Annotated in this window: 15 protein-coding genes, 1 tRNA gene and 1 pseudogene; 6 read left to right on the top strand and 11 right to left on the bottom strand. The window is 72.7% G+C overall.

All coding sequences use genetic code 11. The features are described 5' to 3' along the window. Positions 1-11 precede the first annotated feature (11 nt). The 4 genes from DAI20_RS09600 to DAI20_RS09585 form a co-directional block, all read right to left on the bottom strand. Positions 12-1,142 carry a serine hydrolase domain-containing protein gene (locus DAI20_RS09600; RefSeq protein WP_108250327.1) on the bottom strand — a complete coding sequence of 377 codons (1,131 nt, stop codon included), beginning with the start codon at positions 1,140-1,142 and terminating at the stop codon, positions 12-14. Between the two features lie 68 nt (positions 1,143-1,210). Next, positions 1,211-2,752 (bottom strand): DUF1593 domain-containing protein, encoded by a 1,542-nt coding sequence (locus tag DAI20_RS09595; RefSeq protein WP_108250326.1) that lies wholly within the window; start codon positions 2,750-2,752, stop codon positions 1,211-1,213. Further along, entirely contained in the window at positions 2,749-5,550 is a 2,802-nt protein-coding gene (locus DAI20_RS09590; RefSeq protein WP_108250325.1) for a family 78 glycoside hydrolase catalytic domain, read from the bottom strand. The genes DAI20_RS09595 and DAI20_RS09590 overlap by 4 nt, the downstream gene beginning before the upstream one ends. Before the next feature lie 75 nt (positions 5,551-5,625). Continuing rightward, a complete protein-coding gene (locus DAI20_RS09585) occupies positions 5,626-6,480 on the bottom strand; it encodes a CPBP family intramembrane glutamic endopeptidase (RefSeq protein WP_108250324.1) in 855 nt (284 codons plus the stop codon). A gap of 209 nt (positions 6,481-6,689) precedes the next feature. Here DAI20_RS09585 and DAI20_RS09580 point away from each other — a divergent pair, with 209 nt between their 5' ends. Beyond that, positions 6,690-7,169 carry a cupin domain-containing protein gene (locus DAI20_RS09580; protein WP_108250323.1) on the top strand — a complete coding sequence of 160 codons (480 nt, stop codon included), beginning with the start codon at positions 6,690-6,692 and terminating at the stop codon, positions 7,167-7,169. A 92-nt stretch (positions 7,170-7,261) separates the two neighbouring features. Then, positions 7,262-8,014: an SDR family NAD(P)-dependent oxidoreductase gene (locus DAI20_RS09575; protein WP_108250322.1), complete on the top strand. Its 753-nt coding sequence runs from the start codon at positions 7,262-7,264 to the stop codon at positions 8,012-8,014. Between the two features lie 84 nt (positions 8,015-8,098). Here DAI20_RS09575 and DAI20_RS09570 read toward each other — a convergent pair whose 3' ends face one another. The 4 genes from DAI20_RS09570 to DAI20_RS09555 all read right to left on the bottom strand — a co-directional run bounded on the left by DAI20_RS09570 (position 8,099) and on the right by DAI20_RS09555 (position 13,347). Further along, on the bottom strand, positions 8,099-8,746 hold the full coding sequence (locus tag DAI20_RS09570) for a DUF1016 N-terminal domain-containing protein (protein ID WP_108250321.1): 648 nt from the start codon (positions 8,744-8,746) through the stop codon (positions 8,099-8,101). 135 nt (positions 8,747-8,881) lie between these two features. Continuing rightward, a tRNA-Met gene (locus DAI20_RS09565) sits at positions 8,882-8,955 on the bottom strand. A 56-nt stretch (positions 8,956-9,011) separates the two neighbouring features. Then, on the bottom strand, positions 9,012-11,957 hold the full coding sequence (locus DAI20_RS09560) for a UPF0182 family membrane protein (protein WP_205781404.1): 2,946 nt from the start codon (positions 11,955-11,957) through the stop codon (positions 9,012-9,014). Between the two features lie 187 nt (positions 11,958-12,144). After that, positions 12,145-13,347, bottom strand: coding sequence for an MFS transporter (locus DAI20_RS09555; protein WP_108250320.1), 1,203 nt, complete (start codon positions 13,345-13,347; stop codon positions 12,145-12,147). 23 nt (positions 13,348-13,370) lie between these two features. Here DAI20_RS09555 and DAI20_RS09550 point away from each other — a divergent pair, with 23 nt between their 5' ends. Next, a complete protein-coding gene (locus DAI20_RS09550) occupies positions 13,371-13,931 on the top strand; it encodes a TetR/AcrR family transcriptional regulator (RefSeq protein WP_108250319.1) in 561 nt (186 codons plus the stop codon). Between the two features lie 47 nt (positions 13,932-13,978). On the opposite strand, the gene DAI20_RS09545 is transcribed toward DAI20_RS09550, so the two are convergent. Continuing rightward, entirely contained in the window at positions 13,979-15,082 is a 1,104-nt protein-coding gene (locus DAI20_RS09545; protein ID WP_108250318.1) for a YlbL family protein, read from the bottom strand. A 176-nt stretch (positions 15,083-15,258) separates the two neighbouring features. Here DAI20_RS09545 and DAI20_RS09540 point away from each other — a divergent pair, with 176 nt between their 5' ends. Beyond that, positions 15,259-16,683: a zinc-dependent metalloprotease gene (locus DAI20_RS09540; RefSeq protein ID WP_108250317.1), complete on the top strand. Its 1,425-nt coding sequence runs from the start codon at positions 15,259-15,261 to the stop codon at positions 16,681-16,683. Positions 16,684-16,898: 215 nt separating this feature from the next. Next, positions 16,899-17,771: pseudogene (locus DAI20_RS18965) on the top strand (TOMM precursor leader peptide-binding protein); the annotation flags it as partial. Here the strand turns inward: DAI20_RS18965 and DAI20_RS09530 are convergent. Beyond that, positions 17,734-19,482 carry an ATP-dependent helicase gene (locus DAI20_RS09530; protein ID WP_108250315.1) on the bottom strand — a complete coding sequence of 583 codons (1,749 nt, stop codon included), beginning with the start codon at positions 19,480-19,482 and terminating at the stop codon, positions 17,734-17,736. The pseudogene DAI20_RS18965 and the gene DAI20_RS09530 sit on opposite strands and share 38 nt — an antisense overlap. A 3-nt stretch (positions 19,483-19,485) precedes the next feature. After that, complete coding sequence (nudC, locus tag DAI20_RS09525; RefSeq protein WP_108250314.1) at positions 19,486-20,430, bottom strand: NAD(+) diphosphatase; 945 nt, start codon at positions 20,428-20,430, stop codon at positions 19,486-19,488. Between the two features lie 109 nt (positions 20,431-20,539). Between nudC and DAI20_RS09520 the strand changes: the two genes are divergently transcribed. Next, the gene (locus DAI20_RS09520) at positions 20,540-21,577 is read left to right on the top strand and encodes a phosphotransferase (RefSeq protein ID WP_108250313.1); all 1,038 of its coding nucleotides are present in this window, start codon (positions 20,540-20,542) and stop codon (positions 21,575-21,577) included. Positions 21,578-21,592 lie beyond the last annotated feature (15 nt).

Below are 21,592 nucleotides of genomic sequence, written 5' to 3'. Positions count from 1 at the left end.
CAGCGCTCGCGTCAGGAACCAAATACGGCGTTCAGCTCGGCGGCCAGCGCGAGAGCGCGGGGGTCGGCGCCCCCGGGCCAGGGCCCGCGCGCCACCGTGTAGGCGTAGCTGACGCCGGTGTCCGGGTCCACGCCGCCGAGGGCGCCCTGGGCGCCGTCGTGCCCGAACGCACGGGGTCCGCCGAGCGGCATGTCCGGCGTGGGCTTCTGGAAGACGATGGAGTGCGCCCGGTGCGCCTGCCCGAGCACCTCGTCGTAGCCGCGGACCTGCTGCTGCCCCACGATGCTCACCGTGTCGGCGCTGAGGAGAGGCGCGCCGCCGTCCACGCCGGTGACGGCAACGGCGAACAGCTTCGCGATGCCCCGCGCGGATCCCGTCGCGGAGACCGCCGGGTGGCCGAACCGCCAGCTCCGCTCGTCGTTCGCGAGGTCGAACGTCGGTCCGGCCGGCGCGAACACGCGCGACAGCAGGGCCGGCATGACCTGCGGCTGGGCGGGGGCGGCGGGGAGCACCATCGGCAGGACCGGCACGAGCCGGGACTCCAGGCCGGCGGGCAGGCCCAGGTGGAAGTCGATGTTCCCCGGGCCCCGGATCTCGCGTTCGTAGACGTCGTGCAGGGTGCGGCCGGTGGCGCGGGAGACGAGCTCGAGCGCAAGGTTGCCGATGGTGATGCCGTGGTAGCCGAAGGACGACCCGGGGTACCAGTAGGGCCGGCTCGCGGCGAGCCTCGTCGCCGCGAGCTCCTGGTCGAACAGCTCGGCCGGCGCGAGGGGCGGGTCGGCCTGCGGCAGGCCCGCCTGGTGGGAGAGCAGCATCCGCACGGTGACGTCCCGCTTGCCGGCTGCGGCGAACTCGGGCCAGTACGTCGACACCCGCTCGTCCAGGTCCAGCTCGCCGCGCTGGATCAGGAGCGCCACGGTGAAGCCGATGATGTTCTTCGACACGGAGAACGGCACCATGAGCGAGTCCTCGCCGAGGTGCGCGCCGCCCCAGACGTCGAGCACGCACTCGCCGTGGTGGTAGGCCGCCGCCTGGAAGGAGAAGTCGGGGTCGTTCCGTACGGCCGCCTCGAAGCGCGCGACGATGCCGCCGAGCCGCTCGTCTGCGTGGCCGCGAACGGGTCCGGAAAGGGTGTCGGGCATGGGCGTTTCTCCTGGGCGTCGGTGTGGAGCGCGGTGCTCCGTCGGAAGGGGCTGCGAAGAGCTTCAGGCTAGGTGACCGTCACGATCACGCGGCGGTAGGTCGCGAGCGGGAGCTCCGCGTCGTCACGAGCCTCGACGACGAGGTGCGCCGTCTGGCCGGGGGTCGCGTCGGGCGGGAGCGTGAACGAGACCTCGGCGGACTCCGCCCCGTCGAGTTCGAGCGCCGCCGGCAGGGTGCCCGCCTCGCGGTACTGCCACCAGCGCAGAGTCACGGTGCCGCCATCCGGGTCCTCGGCGGTCGCGCGCAGGACGACCCGGGAGCCGGCGGCCGCGGCGACGTCGAGCCCCGGATGCACGGAGAGCAGCGGGTGATGGTTGGCCGCCGCGTACTCCGGCGTCACCGACCAGTGCAGCCGGGTCGCGAAGTCGCGCTGCGCCTGCGCGAACCAGCGCGTCACCGAGTACTCGTCCGACGCGGGTCCGCCGAAGACCGACCCCTCGGCGCCGGCCTCGACGGAAGGGGCAGCATCCGGTGCCTCGCCCTCGGGACGTGCGTCCCGAGCCGCGGCCACGCTCCAGGTGTCCGGGCCCTCATCGGTCCGCTCGGCCCGGCCGCCCCAGCCGCCGTAGGACGGATGCTCGTGGCCGCGGAGCCCGTTCGCGAACAGGTTGAGCAGGTTCGTGGTGTCACCCTCGGAGATCCACTCCCCGGCCGGGCTCGGGTCGATCCAGACCCAGAAGCCCTGCTCCGTCAGCTCCTCGCGGGAGAAGCCGCTGAGGTGGAAGTAGTCGGTCGGGTCGCCCGGCACCATCTGCCGGCCGTCGCCCCACACGCGGTAGAGGGCGCCGAGTGGCCCCCGCTCCGTGACGTTCTCGCGCATCCAGTCCGCGCCGAGCATCGCGGCGCCCTCGGGCAGGGCGACCCGGCGGGCGCCGTACCCCCAGGCTATGGTCGAGACGTCGATCACGCGGATGTCGGGCCAGGTCGGGCGGATGTAGCCGTCGTAGGTGCCGTCCTGGGACGCGAACTTGAGGATCACCGCCTTGCGGCTGACCGCGGCCTTAGTCGCCGCCCAGTCCGTCGATCCGGCGTACTGCTCCTCGATGGAGAGCAGGGCGCGGGCCACGGTGCTCGTGCCCGCCCAGTTCTGCAGGTAGACCGGCTCGGTCCCGCCGTCGAGCAGCGCGTCGGCGATGAGCCGGGAGCCGGGCGTCTCCTCCGACATGTCGCCCTCGAACGCGACGTTCCCCTCGCGGACGACGGCGCGCAGCTCCTCGGGACGGGGATAGCCGGGGTCGTGGCGGACGAGGTTCTCGTGGACCAGCGCGTACGCGTCGATGGCGTCGTCGATGAACCGCTCCCCCGGCGCCCAGCGCCACGACGTCTTCGGCTCGTCGTACTCGCGGTCGGGCAGGAAGAACGTCGTGCCGGCGCCGTCGCCCTTCCAGTGGAAGCGGCTGCTCGCGTAGACGAGCCCCTCGATGGCCAGCTCGTTGCTGTATAGCAGCAGCCGGATCATGGAGTTGAGATCGTCGAGCTCGGGGTCGGCGGTGATGATCGTGCGGAGCCGACCACTCGTCCCCGCGACCGGGACCTGCGCGCCCGTCATCGGGCGTTCAGCTCGCCGAGGAGCGCCTCGAGCCGCGGTCGCTGCTCCCGGGGGAACATGATCAGGCTCGATCCGAGCCGGGCGTCGGACCGCCAGGCACCGGACCCGTCCCAGCCCCGCGCGATGAAGTAGCCGACCTCGGCGAAGAACTCCTCGAGCGCATCCTTCGCCTCGAGGTCGTCGGCGAAGTCCGCCAGCGGCGACGTCATGCCCAGTGCCCGCGGTGCGCGGTCGGGCACGTCGAGCGGGACGTCCCACTCGTGCGTGCCGCTGCCGACCCGGATCTCCTCCCGGTGCCCGGGCAGGGTGACGAGGGCCTCGGACGCGACGGGGACCGTGAGCCGAAGCCGGAACCGGCCGCCCTCCACCCGCCAGTCCGTCTCGACGCGCCCGTACCCCGTCTCCAGCGCGGCGGAGGCGGAGGTGAGCGCCCCACCGGGCCGAGGATGCACGGCGACGACCCGGTACCCGGGCTCGGCGGGCGCGATCCCGCCGATGGTGCGCTGCATCCAGTCCGCCACCGCGCCGAGCGCGTAGTGGTTGAAAGAGGTCATCTCACCCGGGTTGATCGTGCCGTCGGGCAGCATGCTGTCCCAGCGCTCCCAGATGGTCGTCGCGCCCATGGTGATCGGGTAGAGCCAGGACGGGTTGCCGCGCTCCTGGAGCAGGCGGTACGCCGTGTGCACGTGTCCGGTCGCGGTGAGCGCGTCGCAAACGAGCGGGGTGCCGACGAACCCTGTGCGCACCCGGTAGCCGTATGCCCGGACCAGCTCCGCCAGCCGGTCGCCCGCGGCCTGGCGCCGCTCCCCCTCGAGGAGGCCGAACTCGATCGCGAGCGCGTACGCGGTGTGGGCGTCGGACACGACGCGGCCGGCCCCGGTGACGTACTCCCGCACCCAGGCCTCGCGCACCGCCTCGGCGAGCGCCGCGTACTCCTCGGCGTCGTCGTGCCTGCCGAGCAGACGCGCGGCCGCGGCGAGCCGCTCGGTCGAGCGGAAGTAGTGCGCGGACGCCACGATGTCGGCGTCGGTCTTGGCCGCGGCGGGGTTGTGCGGCGGTGCGGAGGGATCGAGCCAGTCGCCGAACTGGAAGGTGCCGGTCCACAGGTGATCGTCGCCGGCGAGCCGCCGCACGGTCCCGACCCAGGCCCGCATGCTCGGGTACTGCTCCTCGAGCACGCCCGGGTCGCCGTAGCGGGCGTAGAGCGCGTCCGGCACGAGGGTCGCGGCGTCGCCCCAGGCGGCCGCGGCCGACGGCGGGTCGGGCAGCGGAGAGGGGATCACCATGGGCACGCCGGTGTCCGTCTGCTGAAGCGCGAGGTCGCGGAGCCAGGAGCGGAGGAAGCCGGACACGTCGTAGAGGTACGAGGCCGTGGGGGTGAACACCTGGATGTCCCCCGTCCAGCCGAGCCGCTCGTCGCGCTGCGGGCAGTCGGTGGGGATGCTCAGGAAGTTGCCGCGCATGCCCCAGAGCACGTTCTGGTGCAGCTGGTTCAGCATGGGGTCGCTCGTCTCGAGCCAGCCGGTGCGCTCGAGATCGGTGTGCACCACCACCGCGGTGACGGCGGCCGGGTCGAGGTCGCCTGGAAGCCCCTCGATCTGCGCGTACCGGAAGCCGTGGAAGGTGAAGCGGGGGCTCCACGTGCGCTCGCCGCCGGCCGCGGTGTAGCGGTCCGTGGCCGCGGCGAAGCGGAGCGGCCGGATGCCGAGCTCGCCGTTCTCCAGCACCTCCGCGTGCCGCAGCGTGATCTCGGTGCCCTCCGGCAGGTCGAGCCGCAGTTCGAGCCAGCCGACGAGGTTCTGCCCGAAGTCGAGGATCTGGCCGTCCGAGGCGGAGGGGATCACCTCGGCGACGGGGATGCGCTCGATGCGGCGCACCGGCGGTACGGGCGACGGCGCGAGACGGGCGGGCGAGGCCTCGACGACCACGGCGGCCGCCGCGCCGGGAAGCGGCGCGTCCGGGTCGGCCAGGGCCGCGTCCTCGAGCCGGGCGTCGTAGGCCTCGCCCTGGTAGATGCTCGCGGAGACCGTCGGGCCCGAGGTGCTCGCCTCCCACTGCCCATCCGTGGCGACGACGTCGACGGAGCCGTCCTCGTACTCGATGCGCAGCTGGGCGGACAGCGCGACGGGCCCCGGGTACGCGACGGCGAACGTGCCGTCGAAGCCGAAGCGCTCGCGGTACCAGCCCTCCGCGACCGTGGCGCCGAGGACGTTACGGCCGGGACGCAGCAGCGCGGTGACGTCGGAGGACGAGAAGAGCAGGCGCTGGTCGTAGGCCGTCCAGCCGGGAGCGAGGACCTCGTCACTCGTGAGCGTGCCGTTCACCAGCGTCTCGTGCACCCCGTGCGCCGTGGCGGACAGCACCGCCGAGCGGACGGGACCGGACACGTCGAAGGTGCGGCGCAGCCGCACGGTGCCGCGCTCGTCGTCCACGGGGGTGGGTGCGGCGATGAAGGCCGCGGTCCAGTCCTGCGGGCCGAGGGCCGCGGTGCGCACCCGCACCCACTCGCCCGGATCCCCCCAGGCCCCGCCGACGCCGCGAACGGTCACCCGCACCTCGGCCTCGTCGTACGGCGCGAGCGCGGGGAACGGCCAGGCCACGGCCTGGGAGTCGGGGCCGTCCCACTGCACGCTCTCGACGGCGCCCGCGCGGCGCAGCTCGAGCACGGCCGCCTCCTGGCGCCAGCCCGGGCCGGGTCCGGTGACCTGCCACGTGAGCGTCGGGGTGCCGGTCGGGAGGAATTCGGGCGTGCCGCGGCTCTCCAGCCACAGACGCGAGACAAGGGCGGTTTCCGTCATTGGTTCCTCCTCGACCGCGTCCTCGATGAGCGGCCCACCCGAAAACCTAGCATCCGAGAGGTATTGGTGGGGAGGCTATTTCGACGGACTTCTCCCGCTCCGTCTGCCGCGTTCGCTCGTGCGCCGGAGAACCAGGACCACGGCGACCCCGAGGAGGATCGTGACGACGTACCGGAGCCAGTCGTACGCGGGATCGATCAGATCCGACGTGACGTTGAACGAGCCGTGCAGGATGCCGACGGTCAGCAGGCTGCCGCCGCTCCACGGGTCGAGTCCGGCGATCATGAGCCGCAGCCCGATTCCCGTCGCCACCAGGATGGCGACGCCCGCGAGCACGTCGCCGGCGCCGTTCGCCCCCGCGAACGCGAGCGGCAGGTGGATCCCGGCGAACAGGAGCGCGGTGACGACGCTGCCGCCGAGCGCCCCCCAGATCGCCATCGCCCGCCGCTGCACGAACCCGGTCCACGCCGTCTCCTCCCAGATGTTGATGACCACGGTGGTGATGACCAGCCCCACGGCGAAGCTGCCGAGCAGGGCCGGCGTCAGGGGGCGCGCCCCGCCGAGCGGAACGGCGGCGGCCCACGTGGTCAGTGGCAGCGCGAGGACCGCCACGAGGGCCCACCAGGGCGGTCGCGGTGGCCGGACCGCATCGCGGAGCAGCCGGCGGACACCGCTCCCGCCGGACTCCCGCGCCGTGAGGATCAACGCGGGCCCGAGAAGGGCGAACAGCGTCGCACCGAGGGCGAACGGCTCGGTGGGAAGGCCGAGCACGACCGGCACCGTGAGGAACACCCAGCCGATGGGCAGGGCGAGCGCGACGAACGCCAGGAGGGGCCGGAGCTCCGGCCGGGCGGACGCAACGGCCGTTCCGGGTCGCCGGCGATCGGTGGACCGGTGCTTGGTGGATCCGGGATCGGTGGATCGGGACATGACAGTGCACTCCTTTCGGGTTCTCTCGGTCCCCCTCGGGACCCGATGCCGCGAGAGTACGAGCGACGCCGGTGCAGGCACATCGTGGTGCGGTACCGACTTCGAGCGCGTCCGGCACCCAACCGTGTGAGGATCGAAAGGGGGTGCGCGCGACCGCCACCGGTCGCTTCCGCGCTCTCAGACCCACCACGACGAGAGGACACCGGTAGATGACCATCGAGGACAGGGGCCCGGAGCCCAACGCGTTCGACATCGAGACCGCGACCCGCGAGAACGACACGTACCGCACCGTCGCCTGGACCGGGAAGTACCTGCAGGTGACCCTGATGTCCATTCCCCCGGGCGAGTCGATCGGGCTGGAGGCCCACCCAGGCACGGACCAGTTCCTGCGGTTGGACTCCGGCACGGGCAAGTGCGTCATGGGTCCCGCCGAGGACGAGCTCACCTTCGAGCAGGAGGTCACCGACGGCTGGTCGATCCAGGTGCCCGCGGGTACCTGGCACGACGTGATCAACACCGGCGATGAGCCCCTGCGGCTCTATGCCGTCTACGCGCCGACCCACCACGCCAAGGGGCTCGTGCAGCCGACCGACGAGGATGCGGAGCGCGACGAGGAGCAGGGCATCGACGAGCCTCCGGCCTGGACCGTGCAGCCCGGGGAGACCGAGTCGGACCAGCACGCCGGCTAACAGCCGCACGGTGGGGCCGGCCGCCGGGTGGCGCCCGGCCCCACAACGCACGTACGCGGACATCAACGAAGCACAGTGAGGAAGTGGTCAGCATGGCCAGATTCGACAGCAGGGTAGCCATCGTCACGGGTGGCGGCAGCGGCATCGGGGCGGAGATCGCGCGCGAGCTCGCCGAGGAGGGCGCCTCGGTGGTCGTCACCGACATCAACCTCGACGCGGCGCAGGCGGTCGTGGACGAGATCACCGCCGCCGGCGGCAAGGCGGCCGCATTCGCCCAGAACACCGCCAAGTGGGAGGACTCGGAGGCGGCCGTGACGTTCGCCCGGAGCACGTTCGGCGCGCTGCACCTCGCGGTGAACAACGCGGGCATCGGCGCCGCGCCGCAGACGATCGGCGACTACGACATCGACGCGTGGGACCGCGTCCGCGCCGTCGACCTCGACGGGGTCTTCTACGGGCTCAAGTTCCAGCTGCCCGCCATCGTCGAGGCAGGCGGCGGCAGCATCGTCAACATGGCCTCCGTGCTCGGTTCGGTCGGCATCGCGCAGAACGCCGCATACGTCGCCAGCAAGCACGCGCTTGTCGGGCTCACGAAGGTCGCGGCCCTCGAGTACACGGCCCAGGGCGTGCGCACGAACGCCGTGGGCCCGGGCTTCATCGACACCCCCCTCGTCCGCTCCAGCCTGTCGCAGGAGGCCCTCACCGCCCTCGAGGGCGAGCACGCCGCCCAGCGGCTCGGCACGGACAGGGAGGTCGCCGCGCTCACGCTGTTCCTGCTGAGCGACGCCGCGTCGTTCATCTCGGGCAGCTACCACCTGGTCGACGGCGGCTACTCGGCGCACTAGCCGCAGGGTGCACGGGAAGCCGCCCTCCTCGCGTCCGCGCGCGGAGGGCGGCTTCCCTCGTCTTGGTGACGGACGTCGCCGAGCTCAGGGAACCCGCGGACGGTCCTGCCTTGTGAGGTGGTCCTGGCGCTCCCCGTTGGCGCCGTCCGCGCTGCCGGCGCTGTCGGCGTCGACGCCGAGGAATCCCAGCGTGTAGGGGTCCTTCATGAGCTGGTGCGCGAGCTCGGAGTCCGGGCGGGAGAGCGCGGCGCGGAAGTTGCCGGGCGCCGCGGCGTCACGCTCGTGCAGTCGCGTGGTGATCTGGTGGATGAGGGTGGCCCGGCTCCATGTGTTCTGCACGTCCTTCCCGGCGTACCACTCCCGCAGCGCCTGGTCGTCGAGCCTGCTCAGAAGCTCGACGACGTGCGTCCAGGGCAGCTGTCCGACGGGTTGCTGCACGATCCCGTCGCGCAGCGGCCATGCCGCCGCGAACGCCCGCATCGAGAAGAGGTTCGAGCGCGACAGGCCGTGCATCGTCGGAAACTCGGCCTGCAGATCTCCGGCGAGACGGCCGACGACGTCGCTCCCCCATCCAGTCACCCGCTGCTTGCTCAGGATGGCGTCACCGATGTGCCAGTACAGGTCGAGGAGTTCGGCGTTCGCCCGGCGCTGAAGGGTGAACCGTGCCTCGTGCACCCGGCGCTCGAGCACGCCGAGCGTCTCGGCATAGTCAGTGGGCTCGATCTCGGTCACGCCTCAAGGATGCTCCTCAACCGGGGTGTCGCGACAGCCCGATCGTGGAGTCGCGACGGCAGAAGGAGGACATCCGCTCGCGCCCATCAACGCGAGAAGGCCCGGAACCTCACGGTTCCGGGCCTTCTCTTCTTGTTGCGGGGACAGGATTTGAACCTGCGACCTCTGGGTTATGAGCCCAGCGAGCTACCGAACTGCTCCACCCCGCGGCACAAGAAGTACTCTAACACACGGTCAGAGCGGCTCGTGACCACGGGGTGACCGGCTACTCGCCGGCTGCAGCCTCCGCCTGGATCGCGCGCTCCACGGCCTCCACGAAGCGCTGGTCGGCCTCGGCCGCGGCGACGAGGTCGCCGCTGCGGTACGCCGCCTCGCGCTCCTGGAGCGCGACGTTGGCGTCCGCGAGGGCCTGGGACCGCGCGTCCGTCGGTGCGGGAGCGGCAGGGGCCTCGCCACCGGCGGGGGTCTCCCCCTCGGCGGGGGTCTCGCCCTCACCGGCGCCGCCGTCGGCTTCGCCACCGGCTCCGGCGTCGGGCTCGGCGGGCACATCCGTGTCGCCGGCCGTCGCACCGGACTCGCCCTGGAACAGGGTGTCCAGCGCGACGTCGAGGGTGTCCTCGAAGGCGATCTGATCACCGAAGGCGACGAGCACCTTCCGCAGCAGCGGGTAGCTGGTCGAGCCGGTCGACTGCACGTACACCGGCTGCACGTAGAGCAGGCCGCCGCCGACCGGAAGGGTCAGCAGGTTGCCGCGTCGCACGCTGGTGTCACCGCGGGTCAGCAGCGCGAGCTGGTTGGCCACCTCGGTGTTCGTGTTGAACGTGTTCTGCACCTGGCCGGGACCGGGGATCGTGTCGTCGTTCGTCAGGTCGAGGAGCCGGAGCTTGCCGTAGCCCTCCGCCCGCGTGCCGTCCTCGGAGCCGGCGTCGGAGTCGACGCCGAGGTATCCGGTCAGCACGTTGCGGCTGCCCTCTCCGGTGCGCTGCGGGATGAAGCTCGTGTACAGCGAGAACGACGGGCTCTCCTGGCCGGGCATCTGCAGGGTCAGGTAGTACGGCGGCTGCTGCTCGTCCTCGGTCGACGCGGGGTCGTTCGGCGTCGTCCAGGCGTCCTGCTGCGAGTAGAACGGGTCGGCGTCGGCCACGTGGTACTGGCCGAGCACGGCGCGCTGCACCTTGAACAGGTCCGCGGGGTAGCGCACGTGGCTCATCAGCTGCCCGGACATCTCGCTCATCGGCTTGAGCGTGGTCGGGAAGATCTTCTGCCAGGTCTTGAGGATCGGGTCCTCCTCGTCCCAGGCGTAGAGCGTGACCGTGCCGTCGTACGCGTCGACCGTCGCCTTCACCGCGTTGCGGATGTAGTTGATGTTGTCGACAGCAAGCGTCGGGTTCGGGGTGTTCGTGTCGGCGATGGTGTCCTCGAGCGGCCGGGTGTCGGAGTACGGGTAGTCCGCGCTCGTCGTGTAGCCGTCGATGATCCAGACGATGCGCCCGTCGACCACGCTGGGGTACGGGTCGCGGTCGAGCGTCAGGTACGGCGCCGCCTTCTGCACGCGCTCGGACGGGTTGCGGTCGTAGAGGATCTGCGAGCCGTTGCTCACCTGGTCGGCGAGGAAGATCTCCTCCGCCTGGAACTTGAGCGCGTAGATGAGGCGCTTGAACACGTTGTCGAGCTTCGGCCCGGCGTTGCCCTGGAAGGTCGTGTAGGTCTGGTCCTCGCCGTCCGCACCGGACGGGTAGTCGAGCTCGACGTTCGCGCCCTCCTCACCGCCGACGATGGAGTAGTCGGGCGAGTTCTCGCCGAAGTAGACGCGCGGCTCGAACTCGCCGAGCGCGCCCGTGGTCGGGATGCCCTGCTGCAGGAACCGCGGCTCGCCGTCGGAGGTGCGCTGGTTGCCGTACGCCGCGACGAGACCGTAGCCGTGCGTGTAGACGAGGTGCGTGTTGACCCAGGAGGGGTTGCCCTCGAGGCCCGACTGGTCGAGCTCGCGGACGGCGACGACCGTGTCCTGCACCTGTCCGTCGATCTCGTAGCGGTCGACGTCGAGCAGAGGCGTGAACTGGTAGTACTGCCGGAACTGCTGCAGCTGGTCGAACGCGGGACCCGCGATCGACGGGTCGAGGATGCGGATGTTCGCGGTGGTCTCCGCGTCCTCACGGAGCGCGCCCTGCGACGCCTCGGTGGTCGCGTCGAACGGGATCTCCTCGACGTCGGTGAGCCCGTAGGCGTCGCGCGTCAGGTCGATGTTCCGCTGCAGGTACTGCGACTCCAGGCTCTTCTCGCTCGGGGCCACCTGGAAGCGCTGGATGAGGAACGGGTACACGGAGCCGATCAGCAGGCTGCTCACGATGAGCAGCGCGGTGCCGATGACGGGCAGGCGCCAGCGCCCGACGACCGCCGTGACGATGAAGAGGATGGCGACGACGGCGGCAATGCCGGCGAGGATCGCGCGGCCGGGGATCACGGCGTTGACGTCGGTGTACGACGCACCCGTGAAGAGGTTGCTGGTGTTCGACTCCGCGAGCGTCGCGTACTGGTCGAGCCAGATGCTCACGGCCTGCAGCAGCAGGTACAGGGCCGCGGTGACCGCGATCTGCACGCGCGCGCTCTTGGAGATGCGCACCTCGCGGCCGTTCACGCGAAGCGCGCCGTAAAGGTAGCTCGTGGCGAGCGCGCCGAGGCCGGAGAGCAGCACGACGGCCGAGGCGAAGCCGACGAGGCCCTGGTAGAAGGGCAGCTCGAAGATGTAGAACGAGATGTCCAGCCCGAACTGGGGATCCCTGGTGCCGAAGGGCGTGCGGTTCAGCCACTCGAGCGTCGTCTGCCACCGCGCGGCGGCGGAGACACCGGCGAACAGGCCGAGCACGCTCGGGATCGCGAACATCGCGAGCCTGCGCAGCGGCTCGACCACCTGCTGGTAGCGGTCGAGCTGCGAGTTGAGCTTCGCGTAGACGGGCCGCGAGCGGTAGGCCACCTGCAGGCTCACGAACACCGGGATCGCCATGGCGAGGAAGCCGATGAAGAAGAGCGCGAGGTAGCTGCCCCACTGCGTCAGCAGGACCCCGAGATAGCCCAACTGGTCGTACCAGAGGACGTCGGCGTAGAAGCCGGCGAAGATGAAGAACAGGATCACGAGCGCGGCGAGAATCGCCGCCGTGATGGCAATCGGCGCGCGGCTACGCCTGGCGGGCTCGGCTGCTGATGTAGTCAAGGGGAAGCCTCTGGTTCAGTTGTTTGTGCGTGCCCCCACAGCGTAGTGGCTCCCCCTCTGGGACACCCCTGAGCACGGGCTGCACGCGGGCAGGACCCGGGGTGCCGCGGGGGGCGCGCTCCCCCGCCCGCGTAGGGCATCGCCGGGTGGGGCAGGCGTGGACGCGCAACTTCAGGGCGGCACCGGTTCAACGGCGGGCCGGCTGGGGAATGCTGCCGCGGGACACGCCGAGCAGGGCGGGCGTGGCGGCGAGGGCGGACGCCACCGCCGCCACGAGGAAGGCCGCGGTCTCCCCCACGGCGGGGATGAGCGCGCCGAAGGCTGCCGCGCCGAGCGCCTGGCCGAGGATCAGCGTGACGAAGAGGAGCGCCGTGCCGGCCGGCGCTCGCGGGCCGTCGAGCTGTGTCGTCCACGCGATGAGGGCTCCGCTGCCGGCCGTGTAGCCCCAGCCGAACGCGGCGCAGGCCGCGAGCGCGAGCGCCGCGCTGCCCGCCCCGACTGCGAGCGCCGCCGAGGACACCGCGATCACGCCCGCAGTGAGCCCCCACGCCGCCCGCGGACCGAGCCGTTCCAGCCCCTTCGCCGTGGCGATGACCGCGCTCCCGCCGACGCCGAGCGCGACCCAGGCCGCCACCGACACGGGCGCGGGCGCGCCGGACGCGACGAGGACGGTCCTGCCGTAGGTCCAGACCGCGGCCGAGCCGACGCCCATCAGGAGGGCGGCGGCGAGGACGCCGCGGTGGGCGGCGTACCACGACGCGGGCGGCAAGGGCCGGCGGGGCCTGGCATCCCCGGCGCGAGCGTCGCCTGCGTCGCCTGCGTCGGCGCGATCGGTGAGGAGGACGGCGCCGGCGGCGGCGATCGTGACGGCGGCCGCGATCCCCCAGCCGAGCCGCCAGTCCGGCAGCAGCACGAGGGCCAGCACCCCCGCCACGACCAGCCCCGGCCCCGTTCCCGCGTTGACGATCGCCTGGGCGCGGGGGCTCCGCCGCGTGGACGGGTTCCGCTGCAGCACGGCGACGAGTGCGGGGGACGCGAGCCCCGCGCCGGCGGACCCGGCGATCGCGAACACGGCGAACGCCACGGCGGTCGGGGCGAGCGCCATCCCGCCCGCCCCGGTCGCCGCGCTGAGCGCCGCGGCGAGTACGAGGGCCCGCGGGTGCCGCGCCGCCAGGAGGAAGCCGAGCAACGCCCCCGCGCAGTAGACGACCGACGCCCCGGCGGAGACGACCCCCGCCATGGCGACGCCGAGCGCGAGGTCCCGCTCCACCTCGGGCAGGACGAGCCCGTAGGCCAGCCGGACGAGACCGTACGTGGCGGCGATCAGCCCGGTCCCGGCCGCGACGAGCGGGAGCGGAGATACCGGACGTAACGAAAACGGTCGTTTCACATTTCAAAGTCTAGGGTGCTGCCATGGCCATACGCCCGAGCACCGAGTCGAAGCTGCTCGACGCGGCCGACGAGCTGTTCTTCTCCCGCGGGATCGCTGCGACGCCGATCGACGCCGTGCTCGACCGGGCCGGCGTGTCCGCCGCCACCCTGTACCGCGGCTACCCGAGCAAGGAGGCACTGCTCGCCGCAACGCTCGACCGGCGCCACCGCGCGTGGCTTGAGGCGTGGGACGACGCGGTCGCGGCCCGGGACAGCGCCGAGGGCCGTCTGCTCGCGGTCTTCGACGCGCTCGACGCCTTCCGCTCTCGCCCCATCGGGTCCCGGTGGTGCGCCTTCCTCGGCTCCGCGGCCGAGTACCCGGACCCGCCCGAGGAGGTCGCGCGGGCCATCGCCCGCGACACCGAGTCGATGCGCGAGCGGCTCGAGAACCTGGCCGACGCCGTCGACCCCGGGCGCGGCGCCGAGCTCGCGGAGCAGCTGCTCCTCGTGGTCACGGGCGACCTCGCGATGCGGTTGCGCTCCCCCGCCTGGACGACGGACACGGCGCGCGGCGTCGCCGCCGCCCTGCTCGCGTCCCGCTGAGGACTCCGTCCGCCGGTCGTCGCTGTCGACGCCCGATCCGTCGCCCCTTACTCCGCGGCGCAGCGCGGCAGGTCGGCCAGCGACGTGTCGTCCGCCACGGCCTTCAGCACCGCGAGGGAGTCGTCGAGCGTCGAGACGGCGAAGACGTCGAGCCCGTCCGGTACGTGCCCCACGACCTCGTCGCAGTTGCGGGCCGGCGCGAGGAAGTAGTCCGCCCCGGCGCGCTCGGCGCCGTACAGCTTCTGCCGGATGCCGCCGATCGGCCCGACGACGCCCTGGGCGTCGATGGTGCCGGTGCCCGCGATGTTCTCGCCGCCGGTGAGCTCGCCCGGCTCGAGCTTGTCGATGATCCCGAGGGCGAACATCATGCCCGCGCTCGGTCCGCCCACGTCATCGAGCTGGATCGACACGTCGAAGGGGAACGTGTAGTCGGTGGTGACGAGCACCCCGATCACGGACGCGTCCTCCCGCTGCCGCGGCGTCACCTGCAGGGTCATGGCGCTCCCGTCCCGCGTGAGCCCGAGCTCGACGGGCCGGTCGCTGCCGTTCTTCGCGATGAGATCCTGCAGCTCGCCGTAGTCCGTCACCGCGGTGCCGTTCACCGAGGTGATCCGGTCGCCCTCCTCGACGATGCCCTCGGCCGGCTCCCCCTCCACGATGCCCTGCACGGTGATGACGCCCGGCACCTCGTAGCCGAGCTCGAGCAGGGCGGCGGCGATGGCGTCCCGCTGCGAGTTGACCATGAGCACCCGGTTCTCCTCGTCCCGCTCCTTGCGCGAGACGTCGGGCGGGAACACGGACTCGACGGGCACGACGGCCTTGCTGGGGTCGAACCAGGCGGTGGCGACATCGAGCCAGTGCGGCGGCGTCTCCGGGCTGCCGAGCACGCTGACGGTGAGGAGGTTCAGCTCGCCGGTCGTGGGGAACGTCTCCTGGCTGGGGATGCTGATGAGCGGACGGTTCGTGCCCTCGTGCTCGCTCGTGCCGAGGGTGTCGTAGACGGGACCCGGCTGCTCGATGACGTACGGCGTGGGGACGATGCCGAGCAGCAGCACGAGCACGAACGCCGCGGAGAGCAGCACGACACCGGCGCGACCCCGGTCGCCACGGCGGGGCGTCGCATCGCGCGCGTACTGGGCGAAAACGCTCACCTCGGGCTCTCCTTCGTTACCTGCTCCCACCCGCCGGTGGGCGTGTTCGCCAGCGGCGCAAGGCCAGGCGTCTCAGCCTAGGTCAATGGGGGAATCGCCCAGGCCGCCGCGCATTAGCGTAGGAACGACAGCTGGGTGCCCGCCCGGCCGAGCGACCACAGATCCTGGAGTTCCTCATGGCCGACGACACACCGCAGAACCCCGAGGACGAGTTCCGCGACATGCTGCGGGAGTTCCTGAGCGGCAGCTCCGGCTTCGACCCGGAGAAGCTCGCCGGCGCCGCGGGGCTGCCCAACGACCCGGCCGTCCTGCGCCAGCTGATGGCGCAGCTGCAGAGCGCCCTGCAGTCGAGCGGCGAGGGCATCAACTGGACGGTCGCGACGGACCAGGCCACGACGCTCGCCCGCCAGTCCGCCATCCCGACCGGCGACGTGCAGCGCCGCGAACTTGAGCAGGCGCTCACGGTCGCCGCCCTGTGGCTCGACGAGGTCACCTACGTCAGCGACCTGCCGCTGCCTCCCAAGCTGCTGAGCCGCGCCGAGTGGGTGCGGGCCACGATGCCCGTGTGGACCCAGCTCGCCGAGCCGGTCGCCACCAGCATCTCCGACGCCCTGACCGGGGTGCTCACGGAGCAGGCGCCCGAGGAGATGGCCGGCATGGTGCAGGGCGCCAGCCAGCTGCTGCGCAACGTCGGTGGCACCCTCTTCGCGATGCAGCTCGGCCAGGCCGTCGCCCAGCTCTCCACCGAGGTCGTGTCCGGTGGCGACATCGGCATCCCCCTGCTGGACGAGCAGCGCGCCGCCCTCCTGCCCCAGAACATCGCCGGGTTCGGGGAGGGCCTCGACATCGCCGCGACCGAGGTGCAGATCTACCTCGCCGTGCGGGAGCTCGCCCACGCCCGCCTCTTCCGCCACGCGAAGTGGCTGCGCCTGCAGCTGATCACGTCGATCACCGAGTACGCCCGCGGCATCTCCATCGACACGTCCCGCCTGCAGGAGCTCGCCGAGACGCTCGACCCCTCGAACGTCGAGGAGCTGCGCGAGGCGATGGTCAGCGGCTCCCTCATCCCGCCGAAGACCGAGCAGCAGACTGCGGCGCTCGGCCGGCTCGAGACGATGCTCGCCCTCATCGAGGGCTGGGTCGACGTCACGACGCTCGCCGCGACCCATCGCCTCCCCCGCGCGGACGCCATCGCCGAGACGGTGCGACGCCGCCGGGCCACGGGCGGCCCCGCCGAGTCCGCGTTCTCCGCGCTGGTCGGCCTCGAACTGCGCCCGCGCCGCCTGCGTGAGGCGGCGGCCATGTGGCAGGCGGTCTCGGACGGCGTCGGCGCCGAGCAGCGCGACGCCCTCTGGTCGCACCCCGACGTGCTGCCCACCTCCGCGGACATCGACGACCCGGCCGCGCTCGTGGCCCGGCTGCAGGCCGGCGAGCCGGAGCCCGACGAGATGGACCAGGCGATCGAGGACCTGCTCCGCGGCGACGACCCCGGCCCCGCCCCCGCGGGCGGCGAGTCCGGCGGCCCCGACGCCGCCGGCCCCGACGGCGCCGGTCCCGAGGCCAGCGGGCCCGACGCGGGCGACGACCCCCGCCCGGTGTAGCGCCGCACCCTCCCTCCCCTTCCGCTCCTGCCCAGGCAGGAGGATACTGCCCAGCTTTAGGCTGCGCAGGACCCTTCTGCCTGGGCAGGGGCGCGTGGTGGCTGACGCCGAGGCATGCCGGCGGGGCGGCGCGGGGCGCGCATCCGGCACCGACGGGCGCGTGGCGGCTGTGGAGAGGCGGCGCGGGCGGGAGCGGATTCGTGCATCCTGCGCGGATGGCTCTGGCACTCGACCCCGCACTCCCCCTGCTCTGGCGCTCCCCCACCACCGTGCAGATCGGCCTCGACCGGCCCGCCGTCGTGCTCACCGGCGTGACCACCGCCGACGAGCGGATGCTCTGGGCGCTCCGACTCGGCATCAGCCGGTCGGGGCTCACCATGATCGCGGCCTCGGCGGGCGGCACCGACGACGACGTGGTCGCCCTGCTCGATGCCGTCTCCGACGCGCTCGTGCCCGGTCCGCCGTCGCCGCGCCCCGTCGGCCGCGTCGTGCTCGAGGGCGACGGTCCGTGCGCGGACCGGTTGGCCCCGGCGATCGCCGCGGCCGGCCACACCCTCGTGCAGCGTGGCAGCGCGGCGCCGACCCCCGAGGGGAATGCCGCCTCGGATGCGACGGAGGGCGCGGGTGCGGGCGCCGCGGGTGCGGCGGGTGAACCCCCCGGGCCGCACACCGCGAACACCGCGGAGGCGGACCTCGCCGTCGTCGTCGCGCGGTACGCCGTGCGGCCCGGGGTGTACGGCTACTGGGCGCGGCGCGACATCCCGCTCCTCGCCGTGGTGTTCAGCGACCGGTGGGTGCAGGTGGGCCCGCTCGTCGTCCCCGACGTCGGGCCGTGCCTGCACTGCGTCGACCGGCACCGCACGGATGCGGACGCCGCCTGGCCGGCGCTCGCCTCGCAGTTGGCCGGGCGACCCGCCCCGACGGAGTCGTCGCCGCTCACCCTGCTCGAGGCGTCCGCCCTCGTGGCCCGGGCGGCGGACGCGTGGCTCGCCGAGGGTCGGAACCCGCTCGCTGGCTGCTCCCTGCTGCTCGACGGCCGGACCGGACGCCTCAGCCGGCGCGAGTGGCAGCCGCACCCGGAGTGCGGCTGTCGAGCTCTGCCAGGAAGCGCGACGGCGCCCGGGCAGCCGAGCGATGCGGACCGGCCGCGCTCCACGACAGCCGAAGCTCTCGCCGAGCCCGCGTGATGCCGACGTAGAGCAGCCGGCGCTCCTCGTCCACGCCCGCGAGCGTCGTCGCGTGGCTGATGGGCACGAGTCCCTCGCTGAGGCCTACGAGGTGCACGGCGTCCCACTCGAGCCCCTTGGCCGAGTGCAGGGTCGCGAGCGTGACGGCCGAGACCGTTGGCTCGTGCTGGCCCGCCTGGCGCTCCATCAGCTCGTCCGTGAACTCGCGGAACGACGTGCTCGCGGGCATCTGCTCCGCGAGGCCCATGATCGCGTCGAGCGACTCCCAGCGGTCGCGCACGGCGCCGCGGGAGGCGGGTGCCTCCTGGGTCCAGCCAAGCGAGCGCAGCACGTCGCTCACCGACTTGAACAGCGGCTCGCCGGAGATGGAGACGGAGGCGCCGCGAAGCGCGAGCACGGCCTGCTTCACCTCGGGCAGGTCGAAGAACCGCTGCGATCCGCGCACCTGGTACGGGATGCCGGCGTCACCGAGCGCGCGCTCGAGCTCCGCGGCCTGCACGTTGACGCGGTAGAGCACCGCGATCTCCTCGGGCCGCACCCCGGCGCTGATCTGGTCGGCGATGGCGGCCGCCACGCCCCTCGCCTCGGCCCCGTCGTGCGGGTACGCGGTGACGACGACCTCGGTGCCCGGCGTCGCGGATCGCGCGGCCGAGAGGGCGAGGGCGCCCGGGCGGCCCCGCATTAGCCGGTTCGCGGTCTCGGTGATCCGCGGCGTCGAGCGGTAGTTCTGCTCCAGCCGGATCACGCGAGCGGCGCGGTAGCGGCTGGCGAAGCCCAGCAGGTACTCGCTCTTCGCGCCCGCGAAGGAGTAGATGGTCTGGCTCGCGTCGCCGACGACGCAGAGGTCGTTGCGGTCGCCCAGCCAGAGGTCGAGCAGGTCCTGCTGCAGCGGGGAGACGTCCTGGTACTCGTCGACCACGAAGAAGCGGTACTGCTCCCGCACCTGGGACGCGACCCACGGCTCCGACTCGATCATGCCCGCGGTGGCGAGCAGCACATCCTCGAAGTCGATCTGCCTGCGGGAGTCCTTCACGTCCTCGTACGCCTGCAGCAGGTCGACGGCGGCGTCCGGCGTGACCCGGGTGGGCAGCGTGCGGTTGGAGCGCACCGCGGCCGCGTACTGCTGGAGCGACAGCCGGGACACCTTGCGCCACTCGACCTCGGCGGCCATGTCGCGCAGGGACGCGGTGTCGAGCTTGAGGTGCAGCGTCTCGGCCGCGTGCCCGAGCAGCTTGCCCTTGCTCGCGACGAGGCGCGGCATCTGCCCGCCGATGACCTGCGGCCAGAAGAAGTTGAGCTGGGACAGCGCCGCGGCGTGGAACGTGCGCGCCGCCACCGGGCCGGCCCCGAGCGCGCGCAGGCGGCTCCGCAGCTCCCCGGCCGCGCGGGCCGTGAAGGTGAGCGCCATGACGCGGTTCGGCGGGTAGACGCCGGCCGCGACGCCGTAGGCGATCCGGTGGGTGATGGCGCGGGTCTTACCGGTTCCTGCACCGGCCAGCAGCACGACCGGCCCGAGCAGGGCCTCGGCAGCCTGGCGCTGCTCGTCGTCGAGCGCCTCGAGCAGAGCTTCGGGCGACGCGGGCGCGACGGGCGACGGAGCGGAGGATGACATCGGTCAGGAGCCGCCCTCGATGCGGCCGCCGTACCACTCCTCGAGGATGGCACGGGCGATGGACGACGACCCGGGCAAGCCGACCTCGCCGCGCGCGATCTCCTCCCGGCTGAACCAGCGCAGGTCCACGATCTCCTCGCCGTCCGGGCGGAGCTCGGGGCTCGACGACGCGTCGACGCGGGCCAGGAAGCCGACCATGATCGAGGCGGGGAACGGCCAGGGCTGGCTGCCGAGGTACACCGGGTCGGTCACGGTGACGCCGGACTCCTCGAAGACCTCGCGCACGACCGCGGCCTCGAAGGACTCGCCCGGCTCGACGAAGCCCGCGAGCAGGGAGTACATCTTCTTGGCCCAGCGCGCGTTCGCGCCGAGCAGGATGCGGTCCTGGTCGTCGATCACGCCCACGATGATGGCCGCGTCGGTGCGCGGGAAGACCTCCGAGCCGTCGGAGGGGCTCCGGCGCACCCAGCCGCCCTGCTCCACGATGGTCGGCTCCCCCGTCTTCGGCGAGTACGGGTGGGACAGGTGCCAGTTCGCGATCGCGAGCGCCTCGGTGAATAGCCCGGCGTCTCGGTCGCTCACCGTGGTCGCCACGTCGCGCAGGGTCACCCAGCGCGACTCGTCCGGCTCGAGCTCGGCGGCGGCGGCATCGGTGAGCACGCTCGCGACGACCGCGGATCCGGCCGGCTCGCGATCGGACTCCACCGTCGTCCGGCCGAGGTAGATCCGCACGACGGCGGTCTGCAGCTCCGCAGCCGGCCGCAGGTCGAGCGCGGGCGCGCCCTGCTCGTCCGTGCGGGCGAGGGTCCGCCCGTCCCAGAGCGGCAGCACCCGCGTCGTCTCCTCCGCCCACAGCTCGTCGTAGAGGGCGGGGCGTGCCCGGGAGATGTAGTCGCGGTCCACGCCGGAGCGGGACAGCGGAAGGCGGGCGAGAAAGGGGTTCGGCATCGAGAGTCCCATCGGGGTGCAGGCGGCGGCGGGGACGAAAGCGGAGGGGCTCGGCTCAACAGCGTGGCGCAGGGGCTTTGGGGCGGCTCCGCGACCTAACCTGTAAGGCATGGCCAGATCCCATCTCACTCTAGCCGCGTTGGCCACCTCGGCAGTTCCCGGGCTCGACATCGTGCGCACCGCCCCATACAGCTCCGGACAGCACGGCGACTACGACTCCGCTCTCCTCGAGGACCGCGCGGGCCGCCGCCTCATCGTGCGCGTGCCCAGGACCAAGTCGGCCGAGGACGAGCAGACCGCCGACCTCGTGGCGCTGCGCTCGCTGAGCACGGGCGTGCGCAGCCGCCTGCCCTTCCGCGTGGCGACGTGGCTCGGCGAGGCGCCCATCGCCCCGACGCGCGCCTACGTCTACGAGTTCCTCCCCGGCAGCCCCGTGCAGCTCGACGACATCGCCCCGGGCGACGGGCTTGCCGCCTCCATCGGCCGCGCCGTCGCCGCGATCCACAGCCTGCCGACCGCGTTCGTGGGCGACGCCGGGCTCCCCGTGCTGTCCGCGGCCGACGCGCAGCGCGCCGCAGGCGGCCTCCTCGACCGCGCGGCCGGGACGAGCCTCGTGCCCACCGCCCTCCTGCGCCGCTGGGAGAACGCGCTCAACGACACCTCGCTCTGGCAGTTCCAGCCGGCGGTCGTGCACGGCTCGCTGCAGTCGACGTCGTTCCTCGCCGAGGGCGACGCCGTGACGGCGGTCCTCGGCTGGTCCGAGCTCCGCGTGGGCGACCCCGCCCGCGACCTGAACTGGGTGCTCGGCGCGCGCCGGGCGCACGTCGCCGAGTCGGTGTTCGACGCGTACAACGCGGCCCGCCAGGTGACCGTCGACCGGCAGCTGCGTCAGCGGGCCCTGCTGTACGCGGAGCTCGAGATCGCGCGCTGGCTGCTGCACGGCACCGACCGGCACGACCGCGCGGTCATCGACGACGCCGTCTCGATGCTCGGCGGACTCGCCGACAGCGTCGGCGACGAGTCGAGCGCCTCACTGTCGCACCAGACTCTGCCCGCCATGGACGTCGATCAGGTCGAGCGGATGCTCGCCTCGCGCCGTTCCCCGATGCAGCCGAGCAACGGCGAGCGCAGGTCCTCTCCCGAGTAGGAGCGGATCACTCGA

Source organism: Planctomonas deserti (assembly GCF_003067705.1).
Taxonomy (GTDB): Bacteria; Actinomycetota; Actinomycetes; order Actinomycetales; family Microbacteriaceae; genus Planctomonas; species Planctomonas deserti.
Note: the sequence above shows the minus strand (reverse complement) of the source record. Positions and strands in the feature narration are given on the sequence as shown.

Bases quoted from the DNA above. Each gene is read 5' to 3' on its own strand.
- nudC (WP_108250314.1), bottom strand. From the start codon at position 20,430: ATGCCGAACCCCTTTCTCGCCCGCCTTCCGCTGTCCCGCTCCGGCGTG.
- DAI20_RS09590 (WP_108250325.1), bottom strand. From the start codon at position 5,550: ATGACGGAAACCGCCCTTGTCTCGCGTCTGTGGCTGGAGAGCCGCGGC.
- DAI20_RS09585 (WP_108250324.1), bottom strand. From the start codon at position 6,480: ATGTCCCGATCCACCGATCCCGGATCCACCAAGCACCGGTCCACCGAT.
- DAI20_RS09530 (WP_108250315.1), bottom strand. From the start codon at position 19,482: ATGTCATCCTCCGCTCCGTCGCCCGTCGCGCCCGCGTCGCCCGAAGCT.
- DAI20_RS09580 (WP_108250323.1), top strand. From the start codon at position 6,690: ATGACCATCGAGGACAGGGGCCCGGAGCCCAACGCGTTCGACATCGAG.
- DAI20_RS09520 (WP_108250313.1), top strand. From the start codon at position 20,540: ATGGCCAGATCCCATCTCACTCTAGCCGCGTTGGCCACCTCGGCAGTT.
- DAI20_RS09595 (WP_108250326.1), bottom strand. From the start codon at position 2,752: ATGACGGGCGCGCAGGTCCCGGTCGCGGGGACGAGTGGTCGGCTCCGC.
- DAI20_RS09550 (WP_108250319.1), top strand. From the start codon at position 13,371: ATGGCCATACGCCCGAGCACCGAGTCGAAGCTGCTCGACGCGGCCGAC.
- DAI20_RS09575 (WP_108250322.1), top strand. From the start codon at position 7,262: ATGGCCAGATTCGACAGCAGGGTAGCCATCGTCACGGGTGGCGGCAGC.
- DAI20_RS09540 (WP_108250317.1), top strand. From the start codon at position 15,259: ATGGCCGACGACACACCGCAGAACCCCGAGGACGAGTTCCGCGACATG.
- DAI20_RS09600 (WP_108250327.1), bottom strand. From the start codon at position 1,142: ATGCCCGACACCCTTTCCGGACCCGTTCGCGGCCACGCAGACGAGCGG.